The sequence below is a fragment of the Streptomyces sp. NPDC050287 genome (assembly GCF_044459385.1).
GTDB lineage: Bacteria > Actinomycetota > Actinomycetes > Streptomycetales > Streptomycetaceae > Streptomyces.
This window is the reverse complement of record NZ_JBITIY010000004.1, coordinates 497903-516061: the sequence shown is the minus strand read 5'-3', so window position 1 is coordinate 516061 and position 18159 is coordinate 497903. Positions and strand designations below refer to the sequence as shown.

The window sequence follows — 18159 nt, the reverse complement described above, 5'->3', positions numbered from 1 at the left end:
CCTCAGCCGGGCTGCTCCGCCACCGCCTCGCCCAGGACCTCGCGCACCGTCTCCAGCGCCGCCGCGCGGTCGGCGGGCACCAGCCCGATGCGGGTGCGCCGGTCCAGCAGGTCGGCCTCGTCGAGCGCCCCCTCGTGCCGCAGGGCCCACAGCAGTTCGGCGCGGGTGACGGGGTGCCCCGGCACCACGGGCGCGCGCAGACGGGAGTCGTCCGCCCCGAGCGCGTGGACGGCCGCGGCCTCCGTGCCGTAGCGCCGGACCAGGCGCCCTGGTGCCCGCACGCCGCCGAGGACGCGGGGTGAGGCGGCGCCGACGAGGGGGAGCGAGGCGGTGGGGGACGGGCCGGCGGACAGGCGGCGGGCGGCCACGGCGGCGTCGACGGCGTCCTGGGCCATCCGCCGGTAGGTGGTGAGCTTTCCGCCGACCACGGTGACCACACCGTCCGGCGAGGTCAGCACGGCGTGTCGGCGCGAGATGTCGGCGGTCCTGGCGGCCGTGCCCCCGGAGTGCGCCGAGGTGTCGAGGAGCGGACGCAGACCGGCGAACGCTCCCACGACGTCGGCGCGGCGGACGGGGACGTCCAGGACGGAACCGAGAATGTCGAGGAGGAACCCGATGTCCGCCTCGGGCGCCTCCGGCACGTCAGGGACCTCCCCCTCGACGGGTTCGTCGGTCAGGCCGACGTAGACCCGGCCGTCGCCCTGGGGCAGGACCAGCACGAAACGGTCGGTCTCGCCGGGGACCGGAATGTGCACGCCCGCGGGCAGCGGGCCGAACTGTTCCGCGCGCAGGACCAGGTGGGTGCCGCGCGAAGGCCGGATCCGGATGCCGTCGACCAGGTCGCCCGCCCACACCCCGGCGGCGTTGACCACCGCGCGGGCGCCGATGTGGCCCTCCTCGCCGGTGAGTTCGTCACGGACCCGGGCGCCGGAGCCGGTCAGCTCCAGGGCGCGGACGCGGGTCAGGATCCGGGCGCCGTGGGCGGCGGCCGTGCGGGCGAGCGCGGTCACCAGACGGGCGTCGTCGGTGAGCCGGCCGTCCCAGGACAGCAGGCCACCGCGCAGCCCGTCGGCGCGCAGGGCGGGGGCCAGGTGCCGGGTCTCCACCGCGGACAGCCGGCGCGGTGCGGGCAGGGTGGCCCGGGCCGTACGGGCCGCCAGGCGCAGGCTGTCCCCGGCCCGGAAACCGGCCCACGCCAGGGCGGCCTGACCGCGCGGGACCAGCGGCGTCAGCGGCAGCACGAACGGCTGGGCGCCGACCAGATGAGGTGCCGTACGCTCCATCAGCACCCCGCGTTCGACGGCGCTCTCGTACGCCACGTCCAGCTGTGCGGAGGCCAGGTAGCGCAGCCCGCCGTGGATCAGCTTGGAGCTCCAGCGGGAGGTGCCGAACGCGAGGTCGTGCGCGTCCAGGGCGACGACACTCAGGCCGCGGGCGGCGGCGTCCAGGGCGACCCCGGCACCGGTCGCCCCGAGGCCGACGACCAGGACGTCCGCGACGGACCCCTCGACGGCGGCGGTCAGCTCGCGCGAGCGGCGGGCGGCGGACAGGGACGAGGCCGGTGACGGCACCGCGGACGCCGGGCTGCCGGCCATGCTCATGGTGCTCATGACGTGAGGGTCCTCTCCAGGATGGTCCGCAGCTCCCTGAGGAAGGCAGCGTCGCTCAGCTCGGTGTCGTCCTCGTCGGTCATGGTCCGCAGGGACAGGGTGAAGGACTGCACGACCAGCAGCACGGCCCGCGCCTGCCGTTCCACATGCCCCGGGCGCACCGACCCGTCGGCGTGGCCCTCCCGCAGCGCCCGGGCCAGCAGTCCCAGGAGGGCGGCCTGGCTCGCCCCGCGCCGGTCCAGCACATAGGGGAGGAGCAGTTCGGGATCGACGTCGATGATCTTGCGGAACAGGGGATGCGCGCGGAACGCCTCCACGCCGGCCACCAGGCCGTCGACGATCAGGGTGCGCGCGTCCGTTCCGGGGCGCCCTTCGGGCATGGCCCGGGTGGCGACGTCCACCCATTCCCGGGTCATCAGATCACCGACCAGGGTTCGTACGTCGGGCCAGCGCCGGTACAGGGTCATCCGGGAGACCCCGGCGCGGCGGGCCACGTCGGTCAGCGTGGTGCGGCGGACCCCGACGGCCAGGACACAGTCCCGCACCGCGTCGAGGACTCTGTCGTCCGAGCCGTTGTGACGAATAGGCGTCATGTGTCACAGTGTAACGCCCGCTGAGCCGCCGAAGGCCACGGACGGCACCACTCCGACCGACCGGTGAGGACGACAGTCATGGACATGCTGTGGAACGGCTGGGGCGACCCTGCCAGGGGCCGGCCGTTGCCGGACACGGTGACCGGGCTGTTGCGCGACCTGCTCGGCGTCAGGCCACGCGGTACGGAACCGGTCGGCCTTGCGGAGATCCCCGTACCCCCCTCCGCGCTGACCCCGGCCGCACACCGCGAACTGGTCTCGGCCGTGGGCGGGACGCACGTGCGCACCGACGCGGAGACCCGGATCCGGCACACCCGCGGCAAGTCCACCCCCGACCTGCTGCGGATGCGGGACGGCGAAGTCGACGACCTCCCGGCGGCCGTCGTCCTCCCGGCGAGCCACGACGAGGTGCTCGCCGTCCTACGGGCGTGTGCCGAACACGCGCTGGCGCTCGTCCCGTTCGGCGGCGGCACCTCCGTGGTCGGCGGCCTCGCCCCCGGCCGACGCGTGCCCTTCGTCGCCCTGGACCTGCGCCGCATGGACCGGCTGCTCGCTCTCGACCCGGTCTCCCGCACGGCCACCCTGCAACCCGGTCTGCGCGGCCCCCGGGCCGAGGCGCTGCTGGCTGAACGGGGCTTCACCCTCGGCCACTTCCCCCAGTCCTACGAGTGGGCCACCATCGGCGGATTCGCCGCGACCCGCTCCAGCGGGCAGGCGTCGGCGGGCTACGGCCGCTTCGACGAGATGGTCCTGGGCCTCACTCTCGCCACCCCCGAGGGCACCCTCGACACGGGCCGCGCCCCGCGCTCGGCCGCCGGACCCGACCTGCGTCAACTGATCCTCGGTTCCGAGGGAGCCTTCGGGGTCATCACGTCCGTGACCGTCCGGATCCGCCCCGTCCCACAGGTCCGCCGCTACGAAGGCTGGCACTTCCCCTCCTTCGGGGAAGGCACGGCGGCCCTGCGCCGGCTCGCCCAGGACGGCCCGCGCCCGACCGTTCTGCGGCTGTCCGACGAGACGGAGACGATGATCGGTCTCGCCCAGCCCGACGCCATCGGCTCCCCGGCAGGGCCCCGGTCCGCCGGCTGCACGGTCGTCGCCGGCTTCGAAGGCACCGAGGAGGACACCGCGTACCGCGCGGAACGCGCCGCCGCCGTCCTGCGCGAGAGCGGCGCGACGTCCCTGGGCGAGGAACCGGGCCGGCGCTGGGCCCACGGCCGTTACTCCGCCCCCTACCTGCGCGACTCCCTCCTCGACGCCGGCGCCTTCGCGGAGACCCTGGAGACGGCGGCCTTCTGGTCCCGCCTCCCCGGGCTGTACGCCGCCGTCCGCGAGGCGCTCACCGCCACGCTCACCGACGCGGGCACCCCGCCCCTGGTCATGTGCCACATCTCCCACGTCTACGAGAACGGGGCCTCGCTGTACTTCACCGTGGTCTCGGCCCAGGGCGACGATCCGCTCGCCCACTGGGCACGGGCCAAGTACGCGGCGGGCGACGCGATCCTCGCCGCGGGCGGCACGATCAGCCACCATCACGGCGTGGGCACCGACCACCGCGACTGGTACGCCGAGGAGGCGGGCGCGCTCGGCGTGGCAGCCCTGCGCGCGGTCAAACGACGCCTGGACCCGGCGGGGCTGCTCAACCCCGCGGTCCTCCTGCCCCCGGACTGACCCGCACCCCCGCTTCGCCTGCCGCCGCTCCCACCCGCCCACCGGAGACACCCAGATGCGCCAGTTCACCGCCGTCGTCAACCCCACCGCGGGCGGATCCACCGGGGCCGCGACCCTGCTCGGGGTGGCCCGGCTGCTGCGGGAGGCGGGGGCCGAACTCGAGACGGAGTACAGCCACAGCCTGGCCCATGCCGAGGACCTGGCCCGCGCCGCCGGGAAGAACGGACGGGTCGTCCTCGCCGTCGGCGGCGACGGCATCACCGGCCGCGTCGGCGGAGCCCTCAGCGGCACCGACGCCGTGTTCGGGCTGGTCCCGGCCGGACGCGGCAACGACTTCGCCCGGGCGCTCGGCCTGCCCACCGACCCGGCAGGCCTGGCCCGCGTCCTGCTCCACCACGAGCCGTCCCGCGTCGACACCATCGAGGTCAGCTCGGCCGTCCACGACCGCAGGGTCGTCCTCGGCAGCGTGTACGCCGGGGTCGACGCGTTGGCCAACCGCCACGCCAACCACGCGCGACTCCTGCGCGGCACCGCCTCCTACTACGCCGGGGGCCTCAGAGCCGTCACCACCTGGCGGCCGGCGCGCTACCGGGTCACCGTCGACGGCGAGGAACACCCGCACACCGGCTACACCGTGGTCGCCGCCAACTCGGGCCACTACGGCTCGGGCCGCCTCATCGCCCCCGACGCCCGCCTCGACGACGGCCTGCTCGACGTGGTCATGATCCGCGAGGCACCGCGCCGGCTGTTCTTCGCCCTGATGAACGAGCTCAGGTCCGGCACGCACGTCCACCGCCCCGAGGTCCGCGTCCTGCGCGGAAGGGAGATCCGCATCGAGGCCGACCGCCCGGTCCCCTACGGCGCGGACGGCGAGGTGGAAGCGGTCCTTCCCGTCACGGCGCGGGTGCTGCCGGGGGCGCTGCGCGTGTTGCGCTGAGGAACTGCTGTCGTACTGCTTCCTGCGGCCCGGCAACCGCGGCCCACGGGTGGCCACAACGACCGTTTCCCATTTAGGCAAGTTTGCGCAGATTCTCCTCCTTTTCCGGCCGGAAGCGCGTCACACTGGAGGAGGCCCGCTAAGCCGACTCCCACGAAGGGAGGACAGGGCATGACCAAGGCAGCAGGGACACAACCACAAGAGAAAGAACAACAAACCCCTCAAACCCATGCGCACAAGGGGGCGGGTCTGCACTTGCACACGCGTACGGTGCACCCCGCGGTGCCGATCCCGTATATCGCCCGGGACGACGCGGTCGGCTCGAGCCGCGAGGCCACGTCCCGCATGCCGGGCATGCCGTCCGCCAAGGACGCCGTCTTCTACGGAGGCCTGGGCGCGATGGCCGTGGCCGGAGCCCTGGAATGGCCGGTCGCCCTGGCCGTCGGCGGGGCAACCTGGCTGTTGCGCGGCAGGAAAACGGAACCGCGGAACGCGGGCGGGCGAGGCAGTGCGGACCGCGAGACCCAGGCTGGTGAATCCGTCAGGCAGAGCGGCTGAAGAAGCCCATCCGGTCGACGCCCGGCGGCCGAACGCCGCCGGGCGTGCGCACGCGGAGCAGAGCGTGCGACCAGTACCGCGGCACCTGGTCGGATCCAGCGCACGCAAGGATTCCCGGCCCTCGGATTTGTCCTGCACCCGCTCCCTGGTACCTGCCGGACGGATCGTGCCCTCAGTGAGCGGTGACGGCGCCAGGGCTCTTCCCGACGCCAGCCGCGCAACCCGGACATCATGGACAGTTCACCTGCCAGACACCTGGGTTCCGCCTGCCCGAAGCGCGAAGGGTGCAGAAAGGACGAGCACGGACATGTACGCAAAGAAAGGCAGCCTCCCATGCCGCACCTGCTCACCTCCATACTCACCAAGGCGGCAGTCGCCCTGATCGAGGCGATGGTCGCCCGCCTCCTCGCCCAGCTCTGGACGACCTACGTGCGCAATCAGGGCTTGGTCGCGGGCTGAGGCTGCCGTCCACCGACGCGTTGCCCCTGTGCGCGGCGAGCGGTTCCCCAGGCTGCACGGTGACCGACTCGGCGAGATCATGGGCCGGCTGCGGCTGACCGGCGGCACAGCAGGTCGGCGAGGAGGCCGTACGCGCGGCGTGGCCGACGGGTGAACGCGGCGGTGCCCGCCGGGTATGGCCCGGCGGGCACCGCGTGCGGTCCGGGGGTCAGGATGTGAACGGCACCCGGGTCCAGCTGAGGACCTGCTGGCTGCCGGGAGAGATGGTCACCTTCAGCCAGTCGGTGGCGTTGTTCGACCCGTCAACGGTGATACGGCTGAGATTCGGCGCGGCAGTCGTGACGCCGTAGAAGGAAAGCCACTGAGAGCCGTCCGCGAGGGGTTTGTCGCTGTTGTAGACGTGGCTGTCGCCATTGAACAGGTAGACCGGGCCGCCGAACGCGGCGGACTCCTGGGCGATCGTCCTGACGATCGGCTGGAAGGCGGAGTAGTCGGCGAAGGAGGGGTCCGTGACCGTCGGGTCGAACATGTCGGCCTGCGTGAGCAGTGTGACCGCCTTGTTGTGGTGACGGCGCGCGTCGGCGAAGGTGTCGTGGATCGACTCGATGACGGCTGCCGTACGCCCCCGGACCTCGGCGGTCTGTTCCGACGTGGGCGTGCTGTTGCCCGTCCACGGCGCCATGCTGTTGTTGCTGCCGACGATGTGCAGAGCGGCGAAGGCGACCCCGGCCCGCGTGTACCGGACGTCCTCGGGATAACCCTCTTCGGCCTGCGAGGTCACACGCACGCTGTCCTGCCCCAGCGTCCAACCCGGCCGGGGGAAGAAGACCTTTCGCACCGTGGCCAGCCGCTCCAGCGGGTTGTACGACCCGTTGTTCGGCCGGTGGCAGTCGGTCCACTCGTTGTCGCCGATGGTGTAGACGAGCGGATCCGTGAACTGGTCGAAATCCGACTTGATCAGCTGGAAGTACGCGTCGCTGCAGACGGTGGAGCCGTTCTTGATGTCACCGAGGTGATCGACGAACCGGACGTCGGGGTCGGCGTTGATCTGGCTGATGTCGCGGGGGAAGGCGGCGATTTCGGCGGCCCCGTACGGTACGTCACCTATGACGGCGAAGGTGAAAGGGGCGTCGTCCTCGGGGCCGGCCGCCGCCGGTTCCGCGAAGACGGTCAGGGACAAAGCGCCCAGGGCCATGGCGATTGATGCGGCACGACGCCACGTTCTCATCGCATCCTCCTGTTGTTCTTGAGGTCCGCCAATCTCCCGCCAAGGCATTAACGGACGACCCGCGTCAAGGGGGATAAATGGTGAACAAGGCTGGAGGGGATGGCGTTGGGATGTTTGCTCGGTCACTGCTCACCGGTGGTCGACTCCACCGACCCGCCCCTCACTCCCGTGCACTCACTCCATAGCTGTCCCACGAAAAAGTCGTCAACAGTTCACATTTGGTCCATCGTTCGACGGGTTGGAGCGACAAGATCCGGCCATTGACTCTCCCTGCGTGCCTCGATCACGAAGTCGCATGGGGAGAATCGTTTCTTTGGGGGCCTGCCGTGGTGTCCGCAGTGGAGTTTTCCGGCGATCCGGAGCCCGACAGACCCGTCCCTCGACGGTTGTACGCGGCACGTGATCTCGCTGACCGGATCTTCCGGTACCAGCTGACGGCCACGGGCGTCGCCGTCCTCGCCGTCATGGCGGCCGTCGGACTGTTCCTGCTGCTGAGGGCCGGTCAGGCACTGCGCGCCAAAGGCCTCCTGGGGTTCCTCACCACCGCCGCCTGGCAGCCGGATGTGCACAACTTCGGCATCGCGGCCGTGCTCACCGGCACCCTGCTGATCGCCGCCGTGGCGGTGACGATCTCCGTGCCGCTGGCCGTCGCCACCGCGTTGTTCATCTCCGACGTGGCCCCGCGCGGACTGCGCCGCACCCTCGTCACCATGGTCGACCTGATGGCGGCCGTCCCCTCGGTGGTGTACGGCCTCTGGGGCCTCTTCTTCCTCCAGCAGCACGTGATCGGGCTGTCGCGCTGGCTGTCCACCTGGCTTGGCTGGATTCCGCTGTTCGCCGTCGACGGCACCCGGCCCGATGACCCCCTCGCCTCGGACAGCGTCTACACCGCCTCCACGTTCGTCGCCGGGATCGTCGTCGCGCTGATGGTCGCGCCGATCCAGTGCTCGGTCATGCGGGAAGTGTTCGCGCAGGCCCCGGCGGGCGAGCGCGAGGGCGCATACGCTCTCGGCGCCACGCGGTGGGGCATGATCCGCGCAGTCGTCCTGCCGTACGGCAAGGGGGGCATCATCGGCGGCACGATGCTGGGGCTCGGCCGGGCGCTCGGCGAGACGATCGCGGTCTACCTGATCATCTCGCCGGTCTTCGTCATCCAGCCGCACATCCTGCAGACCGGCTCGAACTCGGTCTCCTCGCTCATCGCCCTGCACTACGGCGACGCCTCCACCTTCGGCATGTCGGCGCTGATGGCGGCAGGTCTCGCGCTGTTCCTGCTCACCCTGGCGGTCAACTTCACCGCCTCCACCGTCGTGGCCCGCTCCCGGTCCGGCGCGCAGAGCGAGGCATGAGATGACCGTCGTGGAAAACATCGCGGACCCCACGGCACCGGCCGCGCCGGTCTCCGAGGCGTCCCTCGCCGCTCAACTCCCCGACCAGTGGCGCCGGATCGGCGGCCCCACCCGCTCGGGCGTGCTGTCCCTGGTCGGCGCCGCCGCGTCCGGCCTGTGCGTCGCGGTGCTGCTGTTCGGGCAGATCGCGCCGTTCTCCGGCGGCCTGGGCTTCACCGTCACCGCGTACGGTGCCTTCCTCATCGTGTACGCCGTCCTCACCGGCCTGGAGGAGAACGGCCAGGCGGTGCGCGACCGCGTGATGACGGTGATCCTCTGGACCGCGGCCGGCCTGCTCTTCAGCGGGCTGGCGCTCGTCGTCGGCTTCACCGCGTGGCGTGGTCGGGAAGCGCTGCCGCACGGCAACTTCTTCACCCAGGACATGCAGGCGGCGGGCCCGCTCGACCCGCTCACCCACGGCGGCATCGCGCACGCGATGCTCGGCACGCTGATGATGATCGCCATCGCGCTCACCATCACCGTCCCGCTCGGTCTGGCCTGCGCGGTGTACCTCAACCAGATTCCCGGCCGCTTCTCCCGTTTCGTACGGACCATCGTCGAGGCGATGACCGCGCTGCCGTCGATCGTGGCGGGGCTCATGGTGTACGCCACCTGGATCCTCGGCCTCGGCCTGCAGAAGTCGGGCCTCGCGGCGGGCTTCGCGATCAGTGTGATGATGCTGCCGATCGTGATCCGGGCCTCCGACGTCGTTCTCCGCCTGGTGCCCGGCACCCTGACCGAGGCCGCGGAGGCCCTCGGAGCCCCGCGCTGGCGCACGGTGTGGCACGTGGTCCTGCCGACGGCGCGCTCCGGCCTCGCGACCGCGGTCATCCTCGGCACGGCGCGCGGCATCGGCGAGACCTCACCCGTCCTGCTCACCGCCGGCTTCACGGCCGCCCTCAACGCCGACCCGGTGAGCGGCCCGATGGTCTCCCTCCCGCTGGCCGTCTTCAACTTCGTCAAGTCCCCGCAGCCCGCGATGATCGCCCGCGGCTTCGGCGCGGCGGCGGTCCTGATGGCCCTGGTCCTGATCCTCTTCGCGATCGCCCGATTCATCGGCGGTCATGGCCCCGGCCACCAGACCCGCCGGACAGCCCGAGCCTCCCGCCGCGACGCGGCCCGTTTCGCGGAACTGCACGCTGCGGGGCTGTCCCTGTTCGAAACCGAGCCGCAGCCCGCCCCCGGACCGGCGGGTGACGTCTCCGGACCCGGCCTCGGCGACGAGCCGAGTGCACTCGGGGCCGCCGATGGCGAGACGACTCCACTGGAGCCACCCGCACCTGACAACGCATCCCGCAGCGGGGGTACGGGCGGGACCACCGCCCCGGACACCGCGGGCGGGGCGCCACAGCCCATCACAGGAGAGAGCGACTGATGCTCAGCCACCTCAGGACCAGCCTGCACCGGCTGGGCATCCTGGCCGCCCTGCTCGGCATCCTCGCCGGGACGGGGGCCGGCCCCGCCGCCGCCGACAGTTACACCCCGATCGCCGGGGCCGGGTCCACCTGGGCGGAGAACGCCGTCGACGAGTGGCGCCGGGCCGTCAACCAGTACGGGATGCGGATCTCGTACGCCGGTACCGGATCGTCCGACGGCCGCCGCCAGTTCCTCAGCGGCACGGTCGACTTCGCGGTCTCGGACATCCCCTTCCAGACCCACCCGACCGACGGCAGCGCGGCGGAGCGGCCGGCCTCCGGGTCGTACGCCTACATGCCGATCGTGGCCGGCGGCACGGTGTTCATGTACCACCTGACCGTCAACGGCAAGCGGGTCACCAACCTGCGCCTCTCCGGTGACGTGGTCACCAGGATCTTCACGGGCGCCGTCAAGACCTGGGACGACGCCGCCATCAAGGCCGACAACCCCGGGCTCGCACTTCCCCACCGCACCATCGTGCCCGTCGTCCGCTCCGACGGCTCCGGCTCCACCGCCCAGTTCACGATGTGGATGGCCAACCAGCACAAGTCGCTGTGGCAGGCGTACTGCGCCAAGGTCGGCCGCTCGGGGGCGTGCGGGCAGACCTCGTACTACCCGACCGTCTCCGGCATGATCGCCCAGTCCGGCGACCTGGGCGTGGCGGGTTACGTCGCCCAGAACTACGGCGAGGGCGCGATCGGCTACGTCAACTACTCCTACGCCCTCAACGCGCACTATCCCGTCGCCAAGGTCCTCAACCACGCCGGCTACTACACCGAGCCGACCCCGCAGAACGTGGCGGTCTCGCTGCTCAAGGCGAGGATCAACACGGACAAGAGCTCGCCGGACTACCTCACCCAGCAGCTCGACGGCGTCTACAACGACAGCGACCGGCGCAACTACGCGCTGTCCAGCTACTCGTACATGATCCTCCCGCTGAAGGTGCAGGGCACCTTCACCGAGGCCAAGGGCAAGACGCTCGGCGCGTTCTCCTACTACTTCATGTGCCAGGGCCAGCAGCAGGCGCCCGACCTCGGCTACTCGCCGCTGCCGATCAACCTGGTGCAGGCGGGCTTCGACCAGATCCGCCGGATCCCGGGCGTGCGGGCGCAGAACATCAACATCCGCAACTGCAACAACCCGACCTTCACCACCGACGGCCGCAACAGGCTTGCCGAGACCGCGCCCTACCCGACGGCCTGCGACAAGAAGGGCGCCGCGCCCTGCACGACAGGCAGCGGCGGCGCCAGGTCGGCCGGCTCGGCCGGCTCGAACGGCGGTTCCGGGGCCACGTCCGGCGGTTCGACCGGCGGCGGATCCGGTACGCCGGGCGGCTCCACCGGCGGCGGCACGACGACCGCCGGCCCCGGCTCCGGGTCCGGCACCCAGCCGTCCGTCGACCCCGACACCGGGCAGACACTGAGCCCGGGCGGCACCTCCGGCAGCGCCTCGGGCGGCGGTACGACCGCCGACGGCACGGTCGCCCTCGCCCAGCCGGTCGCGGTCGCGGGGCGCACCGGCTGGACGGGCGCGCAGACACTGATGCTGCTCGCCGCGTTCCTGGTGCTCGGGCTGATCCTGCTGCCTTCCCTGGTGTCCCGCGTCCTCTCCGACAGGCGTTCCTCGGACGGAGGTTCGCGATGAAGTCCGTACGCCGGGTCCTCACCCGCCTCGTCGCCGGCGCCGCCGTCGGCGCGCTGGCCGGTCTCGCGGTCGCCCAGGCCGCCCCGCCCGCGACGGCCGCGGCTTCCTCCTCCTCCGTCACCGTCTCCGGACGCGGAGAGTTCAAGGACATGAGGTTCACGGTCGACCAGACCACGCACCTCACCAGTCAGGCGATCACCGTCTCCTGGACCGGCGGCACCCCGACCACCTTCGCGGGCACCCTCTTCAACACCGACTTCGTGCAGATCATGCAGTGCTGGGGCGACGACGACGGCACCGTCCCGGCCAACCCCGGCCCCTCGCGCACCCAGTGCCAGTACGGCGCCTCCCCGACCACCGACCGGGGCAGCTGGCCCGGCAACGACTACGACGACACCCGTCGCGTCTTCTACAGCGCCGACCCCACCAACTACGGCCAGGACAACCGCTACGGAGCGGCCAACCCCAACGCCCCCGGCGAGGTCCCCTTCAAGCCGGTCAGCGGAGCCACCGTCACCACCAACACCCAGAACAACCCGTACTTCAACCGCAACACCACCAACGAGGTCGACTTCGCCCGCACCGGCGCCGACGGCAGGGGCCAGGAGTTCTTCGAGGTACAGACCGCCAACGAGGCACCGCATCTGGGCTGCGGCACCCCGGTCACCACCAACGGCACGACACATCCGCGCGGTTGCTGGCTGGTGATCGTCCCGCAGGGCCACCTCGACCTCGACGGGAAGCCGTACGCGGACCAGAGCCAGGTCAACGCGGGCTCCCCGGTCTCCTCCACCAACTGGGCGAACCGGATCGCGATCCCGCTCGGGTTCAACCCGGTCGGCACCAACTGCGCCCTGGGCTCCGCCGAACGCCCCACCGCCGGCAGCGAGCTGGCGGCCGACGCCATGACGAGCTGGCAGGCGGCGCTGTGCCCGTCCGGCAGGGTCTACGGCTACACAGAGCTCGGTGAGCCCGACGCCCGCGCGAGGCTCACCGACGACGGCTCCTCCGGGCTCGCCTTCACCACCCGCGCCCTGGGCGCCGACGAGGGCACCACCGCTCCCGCGGGCAGCACGTCGTACGCTCCGGTCGCGCTGTCAGGAACCGTCATCGGGTTCACCGTCGAACGCAGACCAAGGGCCGGGGCACCGGACGCGGCGGCGAGACTCGCCGGTACGAAGGTCGAGTCGATCGACCTGACCCCACGCCTGGTCGCCAAGCTGCTCACCGAGTCCTACCGCAACTCGCCCTGGGGAGCCGTGCTCAGCGGCACGGCCGCCAAGGGCTACGGCTGGGCGAGGAACAACCCGGCCGGTCTCGCGACCGATCCCGAGTTCATCACGCTGAACCCGCAGTTCGCGTACCTGTCGGTCGCCGAGACCCCGGCCACCGACACCGACCTGCTCACCTCGCTGGGCCACTCCGACTCGGCCCGCGCGCTGTGGCAGTGGGTCCTGTCCGACAAGGACGCCCGTCAGTTCCTCGCCGGGGTGTCCGACGACTGGGGCATGCGCGTCAACCCGTACTACGCCACCAACGCGGACCTGAACCCGACCGGAGCGGCCTTCGACCCTTCCCGCACGGACGACTTCCCGAAGAGCGACCCGTGGTGCACGATCCCGCCGGGCACCGGCGCCACCCAGCAGCAGTGCATGATCGACTTCCATCCGTACGTCGACGACATGCACTCCGGCGCCCTGCACACCCGCCGCGCGGACGGGCTGTGGAAATCGACCTGGGACCCGCTGGCCAGCCCGCCCGCGTACAAGACCCCGGGCCCGCAGACCGTCGGCTCCCGCTTCCTCATCACCGTCACCGACGCGGCCTCGGCCACCCGGTACGGCCTCCAGACGGCCCGGCTGCGCAACACGGCCGGCAGGTTCACCGCGCCGGACACCGCCTCCCTGACCGCCGCGGCCGCGAGCGCATCCGGCGAGGGCGTCGCCGAGATCACTCCCACCGGGGCGAAGGCGAAGGGCGCCTACCCACTGGCCCAGCTCGTCTACGCGGCGGCCCGCCCCGCCGACCTCGACACGGCCGCCCGCAAGGACTACGCGACCCTGCTGCGGTACGCGGCGGGCGACGGACAGATCACCGGCGCGGACCCGGGCCGGCTGCCCGCCGGATACGCCCCGCTGCCGAAGAAGCTGCGCGCCCGCGCCATCGCCGCCGCCCAGGCCCTGGCGGCCTACAAGGGCGGCACCTCCGGCGGCCACGGCGGCTCCTCGAAGGGTTCCTCCGCGGGCGCCGGCACGGGCGGCTCCTCGAACAGTTCGTCCACGGGGGGCGGCACCGGCGGCTCCCTGGGCGGTGACACGGCCGCCGGCGGCACCGGCGCGGCGGCCGGCGGCGCCACTGCCTCACCCGCCGCCTCGGCGTCGTACGACGGAGGCGACGCGGTGCACACCACCGCCCTGGGCACGACGCCCGCCGACCCCGCGAACGCCCTGCGCTACGCCGTCCCGGTGGAAGCCGCCCTCGGTGCGGCGGCAGCGGCGGGCGCGCCCTTCGCGGGCGGCAGCCGGCTGCGACTGCCCCTGCGGCTACCGCTCCCGGGCGGCCGCATGGTGACCGTCATACCGGCCCTCGCCCTGCCGGAGCGGCTGCGGAAGCTGCTGCGGCAGTGAGCGCCGCCTCGCCCGGCGGCGCTCCCCACAGACGGCCGCCCGCCCCGAAGGACAGTCGGGGCGGACGGCCCGCACCACCCTGCCAGATCCCTCCCCTCTCCACCTCACGCACGCTCTCATCAGGAGACTCTCGATGCGCAGAACGCGCTCCACGGCGGCCATGGTCGCCGCCGCAGTGGTAGCCGGCGGCATGGCTCTCGCGAGCCCGGCGTACGCCGACCCCACCCCCGCGGGGACCTTCCGCCAGCTGGTCGGCGTGGGCTCCGACACCACTCAGGACGTGCTGAACGCCCTGGCCGGCGACACCGTCAACGGCACGAGCTACGCCGGCACCGCCGTGAAGTCGACGTCCGGTGCGGGCGTCGCCTCGTACGACGCGACCGGCTCCGCCACCATCCAGACCCGCCCGGCCGGTCCGGCCTTCACCCGCCCCAACGGCTCCGGCAACGGCCGCGCAGCGCTCAGCATGTCGCTGACCGGTGACAAGTTCCCCAACTCCGCCGGCGTGGCCATCCCCGGCCAGGTCGACTTCGCCCGTTCCTCCAGCGGCCCGAGCGTGTCCGGCACCGCCCTCACCTACATCCCGTTCGCGCGGGACGCGATCGGCATCGCGGTCCGCGGCTCCGGCCTGGACTCACTGACGGCCGACGAACTGCACGACGTGTACGCCGCCGGCAGCACCCACCAGATCAAGGGCCAGACCGTGCACCCGGTCCTCCCGCAGAGCGGCTCCGGCACCCGCAAGTTCTTCATCGCGGCGATCGGCCTGAACGAGAACACCATTGACACCAGCCTGCCGACCGTCCAGGAGAACCAGGCGAACGCCGCGCTCACCCAGGACGGCACACTCGTCCCGTTCTCCGTGGGCAGCTGGATCGCGCAGAACAACGGGATCGCCCCCGACTACAGCGACACGGCGGTCGCCGCCGGCGCGCACCTGGCGAGCGTCCAGCTGCCCGGCGACACCGGCGGCGTCACCAGCCCGGTCACCACCGTCGACGGCGAACTCGCCCCGGTCTCCCACTACTACGAGAACTCCACCTTCGGCCGCGACGTCTACAACGTCGTCCCGAGCCGGGCGATCGACACGACCGGCATCTTCTTCGACAAGGACCTCTACGACGTCTTCGTCACCAGCGGCACCCACGAGGCGGCCCTGGCCTCGGACAACGCCGAGAAGGTCATCGCGGACTTCGGTTTCCTCAACGAGTCGTACAACGGCTCCGTCAACCTGGCCAAGCACGCCAAGGTCGGGGGCCTGGAGATCTCGGGCCTCGACACCAGCACGCCCGCCGTACCCACCCTCAAGGCCACCCGTGGCGACGCGAGCGTCAAGCTGAACTGGACGGCGCCCAGCCCCGCCCCCGCCCAGGCCGTCACCGACTACCGCGTCACCCTCAAGGACGCGGACGGCGCCCTCGTCGCCACGAAGGACCTCCCGGCGACCACCACGACGTACTCCTTCACCGGACTGGCCCTCGGCACCTACACCGCCGAGGTCACCGCCGACAACCTCAACGGCGCGGGCACGGCGGCCACCTGGACCGGCGTGGTCAGGTACACCAGCACCACCAAGGCGACGGCGGCGACCACCGCGTACGGCAGGACCCCGAAGGTCGCGGTCACCGTCACCGACTCGCACGCGGTCGTCCCCGGCGGCAAGGTGACCGTGAAGGAGGGCACCACCACCCTCGGCACCGGCACCCTGAACACCTCCGGAAAGGTCACCATCGGCCTGTCGAACCACCTCAAGGTCGCCACGCACACCCTGAGCGTGTCCTACGGCGGCATGACCCAGCTCTACGGGTCCTCGACGAAGATCTACCTGAAGATCACCAAGGCGACGCCGTCGGTCGCGACCAGCGCGCCGACGTCCGTGAGCCACACCGCCCGCGCCAAGGCCACCGTCAAGGTCACCGCGCCCGGCACCACGCCCACCGGCACCGTGCGTATCTACGAGGGCTCGAGAGTGATCGCCACCGGCACCCTCAGCGCCGGTCAGGTGACCATCACCCTGCCCTTGCTCGCCAGGGGCTATCACACCATGCACGCCTACTACACGGGCTCCTCGACGGTGTACGCCAGGAACGGCGCCGCCTTCACCATCAAGTCCACCTGACCCCCCGGATCCCGGCGGCCGGGGAGATCACTGAGGGAGTGTCTCCCCGGCCGACCGGTCCCCACGACCATCTGTGAAGTACGACCATCTGTGAAGCACGACCATCTGTGAAGGAGGCGGGCCGCCGTGACGGTCGCCGTACCCCTGACGCTCTCCCGCGTCCGCAGCGTCACCGCCGTCCGCCACCTCGCCCGCGGCGGCCTGCTCGCCCTCGCCGCCCTGCTGCTCGGAATCACCGCACAGCTACTGGTGGTCAGCGCCGCCCAGGAACGCTCCGCACAGCACGCCGCGTTCGACGAGCTGCGCGACCAGCTCGCCCTGGGCACCGCCCCGGTGGCCCAGGCCGACCAGCAGGGCCGGCTGCTCGCCCCGGGCACCCCGGTCGCGCTGATCGCCGTCCCCGGCCTGAGGATGAGCCAGGTCGTGCTCGAGGGCACCGACTCGGCCGTCCTCACCGACGGACCCGGCCACCGCCGCGACACCCCGCTGCCCGGACAGGCCGGCACCAGCGTCCTGATGGGCCGCGCCGCCGCCTACGGCGGCCCGTTCGGCCGGCTCGCCTCGCTCGCGGCGGGCGACCGGTTCTCCGTGACCACCGGCCAGGGCAAGGCGACGTACCGGGTCAGCGACGTACGACGGGCCGGCGACCCGGCACCCGCACCGCTCGCCTCCGGGAACGGGCGGCTGGTCCTGGTCACCGCCACCGGGCCCCGCTTCGTCCCGTCCGGTGTCCTGCGCGTCGACGCCGACCTGGTCTCCGCGCCCTTCCAGACGCCCGCGGCGGTCATCCGCTCCGGCACGCTCCCCGACTCCGAGGAGCCCCTGGCCCGGCCCGCCGGAGTGCCGTGGCCCCTGGTCATGTGGCTCCAGGCGCTCCTTTTGACCGCCGTGGCCGCCGTCTGGGCCTGGCACCGGTGGGGCCGCCACCAGACCTGGATCGTGTTCGCCCCGGTCGTCGCGGTGCTCGGCCTCCAGGTCGCCACCCGCACCACCGAACTCCTGCCCAACCTGCTGTGACCGCTTCCCGTGAGGTGTCCGACGTGACCGAAGTAGCCGAGCCCCTGACCGACACGGTCGTCCTGCCGCCCGTCTCACCGGCGACCGCCCCCGCCACCCTGGAGGCCCGCTCCGTCTCGGCCTGGTTCGGCGCCCACCAGGTGCTCAGCCGGGTGTCGCTGACGATGCCCGCCGGCCGGGTGACCGCCCTCATCGGCCCCTCGGGCTGCGGCAAGTCGACCTTCTTGCGCACCCTGAACCGCATGCACGAGCTGATCCCGGCCGCGCGGTTCGGCGGCGAGGTCCTCTTCGAGGGCGAGGACGTCTACGACCCGTCGTGGCGGCTGACGGACGCCCGGCGGCGGATCGGCATGGTCTTCCAGAAGCCGAACCCGTTCCCCGCCATGTCGATCTACGACAACGTGATCGCGGGCCTGCGCCTGACGGGAACGCCTGCGAACCGGCGCGAGAAGGACGCCCTGGTGGAGGAGTCCCTGTCCCGGGCCGGTCTGTGGAAGGAGGTCAGGGACCGCCTCCGCCAGCCGGGCGGCGCGCTATCCGGCGGCCAGCAGCAGCGTCTGTGCATCGCACGGGCGCTGGCGGTACGGCCCCGGGTCCTGCTGATGGACGAACCGTGCTCGGCGCTCGACCCCACCTCGACGCGCCGGGTGGAGGAGACGATCCAGGAACTGGCCGGGGCGGTGACGGTGGTGATCGTCACCCACAACATGCAGCAGGCCGCCCGTGTCTCCCAGCAGTGCGCCTTCTTCCTCGCCGAAGAGGGCACTCCCGGCGGCATCGTCGAGGCGGGACCCACCGACGGCATCTTCGGCTCCCCGCAGGACCGGCGGACGGCGGACTACGTGGCGGGCCGCTTCGGCTGAGCATGCCTCGGCCTCGGCCTCGGCCACGG

Annotated in this window: 14 protein-coding genes; 11 read left to right on the top strand and 3 right to left on the bottom strand. The window is 72.2% G+C overall.

Features of this window, described 5'->3' with window-relative positions; all coding sequences use genetic code 11:
* Positions 1 to 2: 2 nt before the first annotated feature.
* Both ACIBK3_RS17280 and ACIBK3_RS17275 read right to left on the bottom strand, forming a co-directional pair.
* On the bottom strand, positions 3 to 1610 hold the full coding sequence (locus ACIBK3_RS17280) for a glycerol-3-phosphate dehydrogenase/oxidase (RefSeq protein ID WP_399366361.1): 1608 nt from the start codon (positions 1608 to 1610) through the stop codon (positions 3 to 5).
* Positions 1607 to 2203: a TetR/AcrR family transcriptional regulator gene (locus ACIBK3_RS17275; protein WP_399366359.1), complete on the bottom strand. Its 597-nt coding sequence runs from the start codon at positions 2201 to 2203 to the stop codon at positions 1607 to 1609. The genes ACIBK3_RS17280 and ACIBK3_RS17275 overlap by 4 nt, the downstream gene beginning before the upstream one ends.
* Before the next feature lie 78 nt (positions 2204 to 2281).
* Here ACIBK3_RS17275 and ACIBK3_RS17270 point away from each other — a divergent pair, with 78 nt between their 5' ends.
* From ACIBK3_RS17270 to ACIBK3_RS17255, 4 genes are all read left to right on the top strand, one after another.
* Complete coding sequence (locus ACIBK3_RS17270; protein WP_399366357.1) at positions 2282 to 3874, top strand: FAD-binding oxidoreductase; 1593 nt, start codon at positions 2282 to 2284, stop codon at positions 3872 to 3874.
* 55 nt (positions 3875 to 3929) lie between these two features.
* A complete protein-coding gene (locus tag ACIBK3_RS17265) occupies positions 3930 to 4811 on the top strand; it encodes a diacylglycerol/lipid kinase family protein (protein ID WP_399366355.1) in 882 nt (293 codons plus the stop codon).
* Between the two features lie 282 nt (positions 4812 to 5093).
* Entirely contained in the window at positions 5094 to 5369 is a 276-nt protein-coding gene (locus ACIBK3_RS17260) for a hypothetical protein (RefSeq protein WP_399366353.1), read from the top strand.
* A gap of 333 nt (positions 5370 to 5702) precedes the next feature.
* On the top strand, positions 5703 to 5828 hold the full coding sequence (locus ACIBK3_RS17255; RefSeq protein WP_399366351.1) for a hypothetical protein: 126 nt from the start codon (positions 5703 to 5705) through the stop codon (positions 5826 to 5828).
* Between the two features lie 208 nt (positions 5829 to 6036).
* On the opposite strand, the gene ACIBK3_RS17250 is transcribed toward ACIBK3_RS17255, so the two are convergent.
* Positions 6037 to 7056 carry a hypothetical protein gene (locus tag ACIBK3_RS17250; RefSeq protein WP_399366349.1) on the bottom strand — a complete coding sequence of 340 codons (1020 nt, stop codon included), beginning with the start codon at positions 7054 to 7056 and terminating at the stop codon, positions 6037 to 6039.
* Positions 7057 to 7442: 386 nt separating this feature from the next.
* On the opposite strand from ACIBK3_RS17250, the gene pstC reads away from it, so the two are divergent.
* The 7 genes from pstC to ACIBK3_RS17215 all read left to right on the top strand — a co-directional run bounded on the left by pstC (position 7443) and on the right by ACIBK3_RS17215 (position 18130).
* A complete protein-coding gene (gene pstC / locus ACIBK3_RS17245; RefSeq protein WP_399366347.1) occupies positions 7443 to 8405 on the top strand; it encodes a phosphate ABC transporter permease subunit PstC in 963 nt (320 codons plus the stop codon).
* Position 8406: 1 nt separating this feature from the next.
* Positions 8407 to 9819 carry a phosphate ABC transporter permease PstA gene (pstA, locus tag ACIBK3_RS17240; protein ID WP_399366345.1) on the top strand — a complete coding sequence of 471 codons (1413 nt, stop codon included), beginning with the start codon at positions 8407 to 8409 and terminating at the stop codon, positions 9817 to 9819.
* Positions 9819 to 11504 (top strand): phosphate ABC transporter substrate-binding protein PstS, encoded by a 1686-nt coding sequence (locus tag ACIBK3_RS17235; protein WP_399366343.1) that lies wholly within the window; start codon positions 9819 to 9821, stop codon positions 11502 to 11504. The genes pstA and ACIBK3_RS17235 overlap by 1 nt, the downstream gene beginning before the upstream one ends.
* Entirely contained in the window at positions 11501 to 14131 is a 2631-nt protein-coding gene (locus ACIBK3_RS17230; RefSeq protein WP_399366342.1) for a hypothetical protein, read from the top strand. The genes ACIBK3_RS17235 and ACIBK3_RS17230 overlap by 4 nt, the downstream gene beginning before the upstream one ends.
* Positions 14132 to 14264: 133 nt before the next feature.
* Complete coding sequence (locus ACIBK3_RS17225; RefSeq protein WP_399366340.1) at positions 14265 to 16250, top strand: Ig-like domain repeat protein; 1986 nt, start codon at positions 14265 to 14267, stop codon at positions 16248 to 16250.
* Positions 16251 to 16376: 126 nt separating this feature from the next.
* A complete protein-coding gene (locus tag ACIBK3_RS17220; protein WP_399366338.1) occupies positions 16377 to 17267 on the top strand; it encodes a sortase in 891 nt (296 codons plus the stop codon).
* Between the two features lie 98 nt (positions 17268 to 17365).
* Positions 17366 to 18130 carry a phosphate ABC transporter ATP-binding protein gene (locus ACIBK3_RS17215; protein WP_399366847.1) on the top strand — a complete coding sequence of 255 codons (765 nt, stop codon included), beginning with the start codon at positions 17366 to 17368 and terminating at the stop codon, positions 18128 to 18130.
* Positions 18131 to 18159 lie beyond the last annotated feature (29 nt).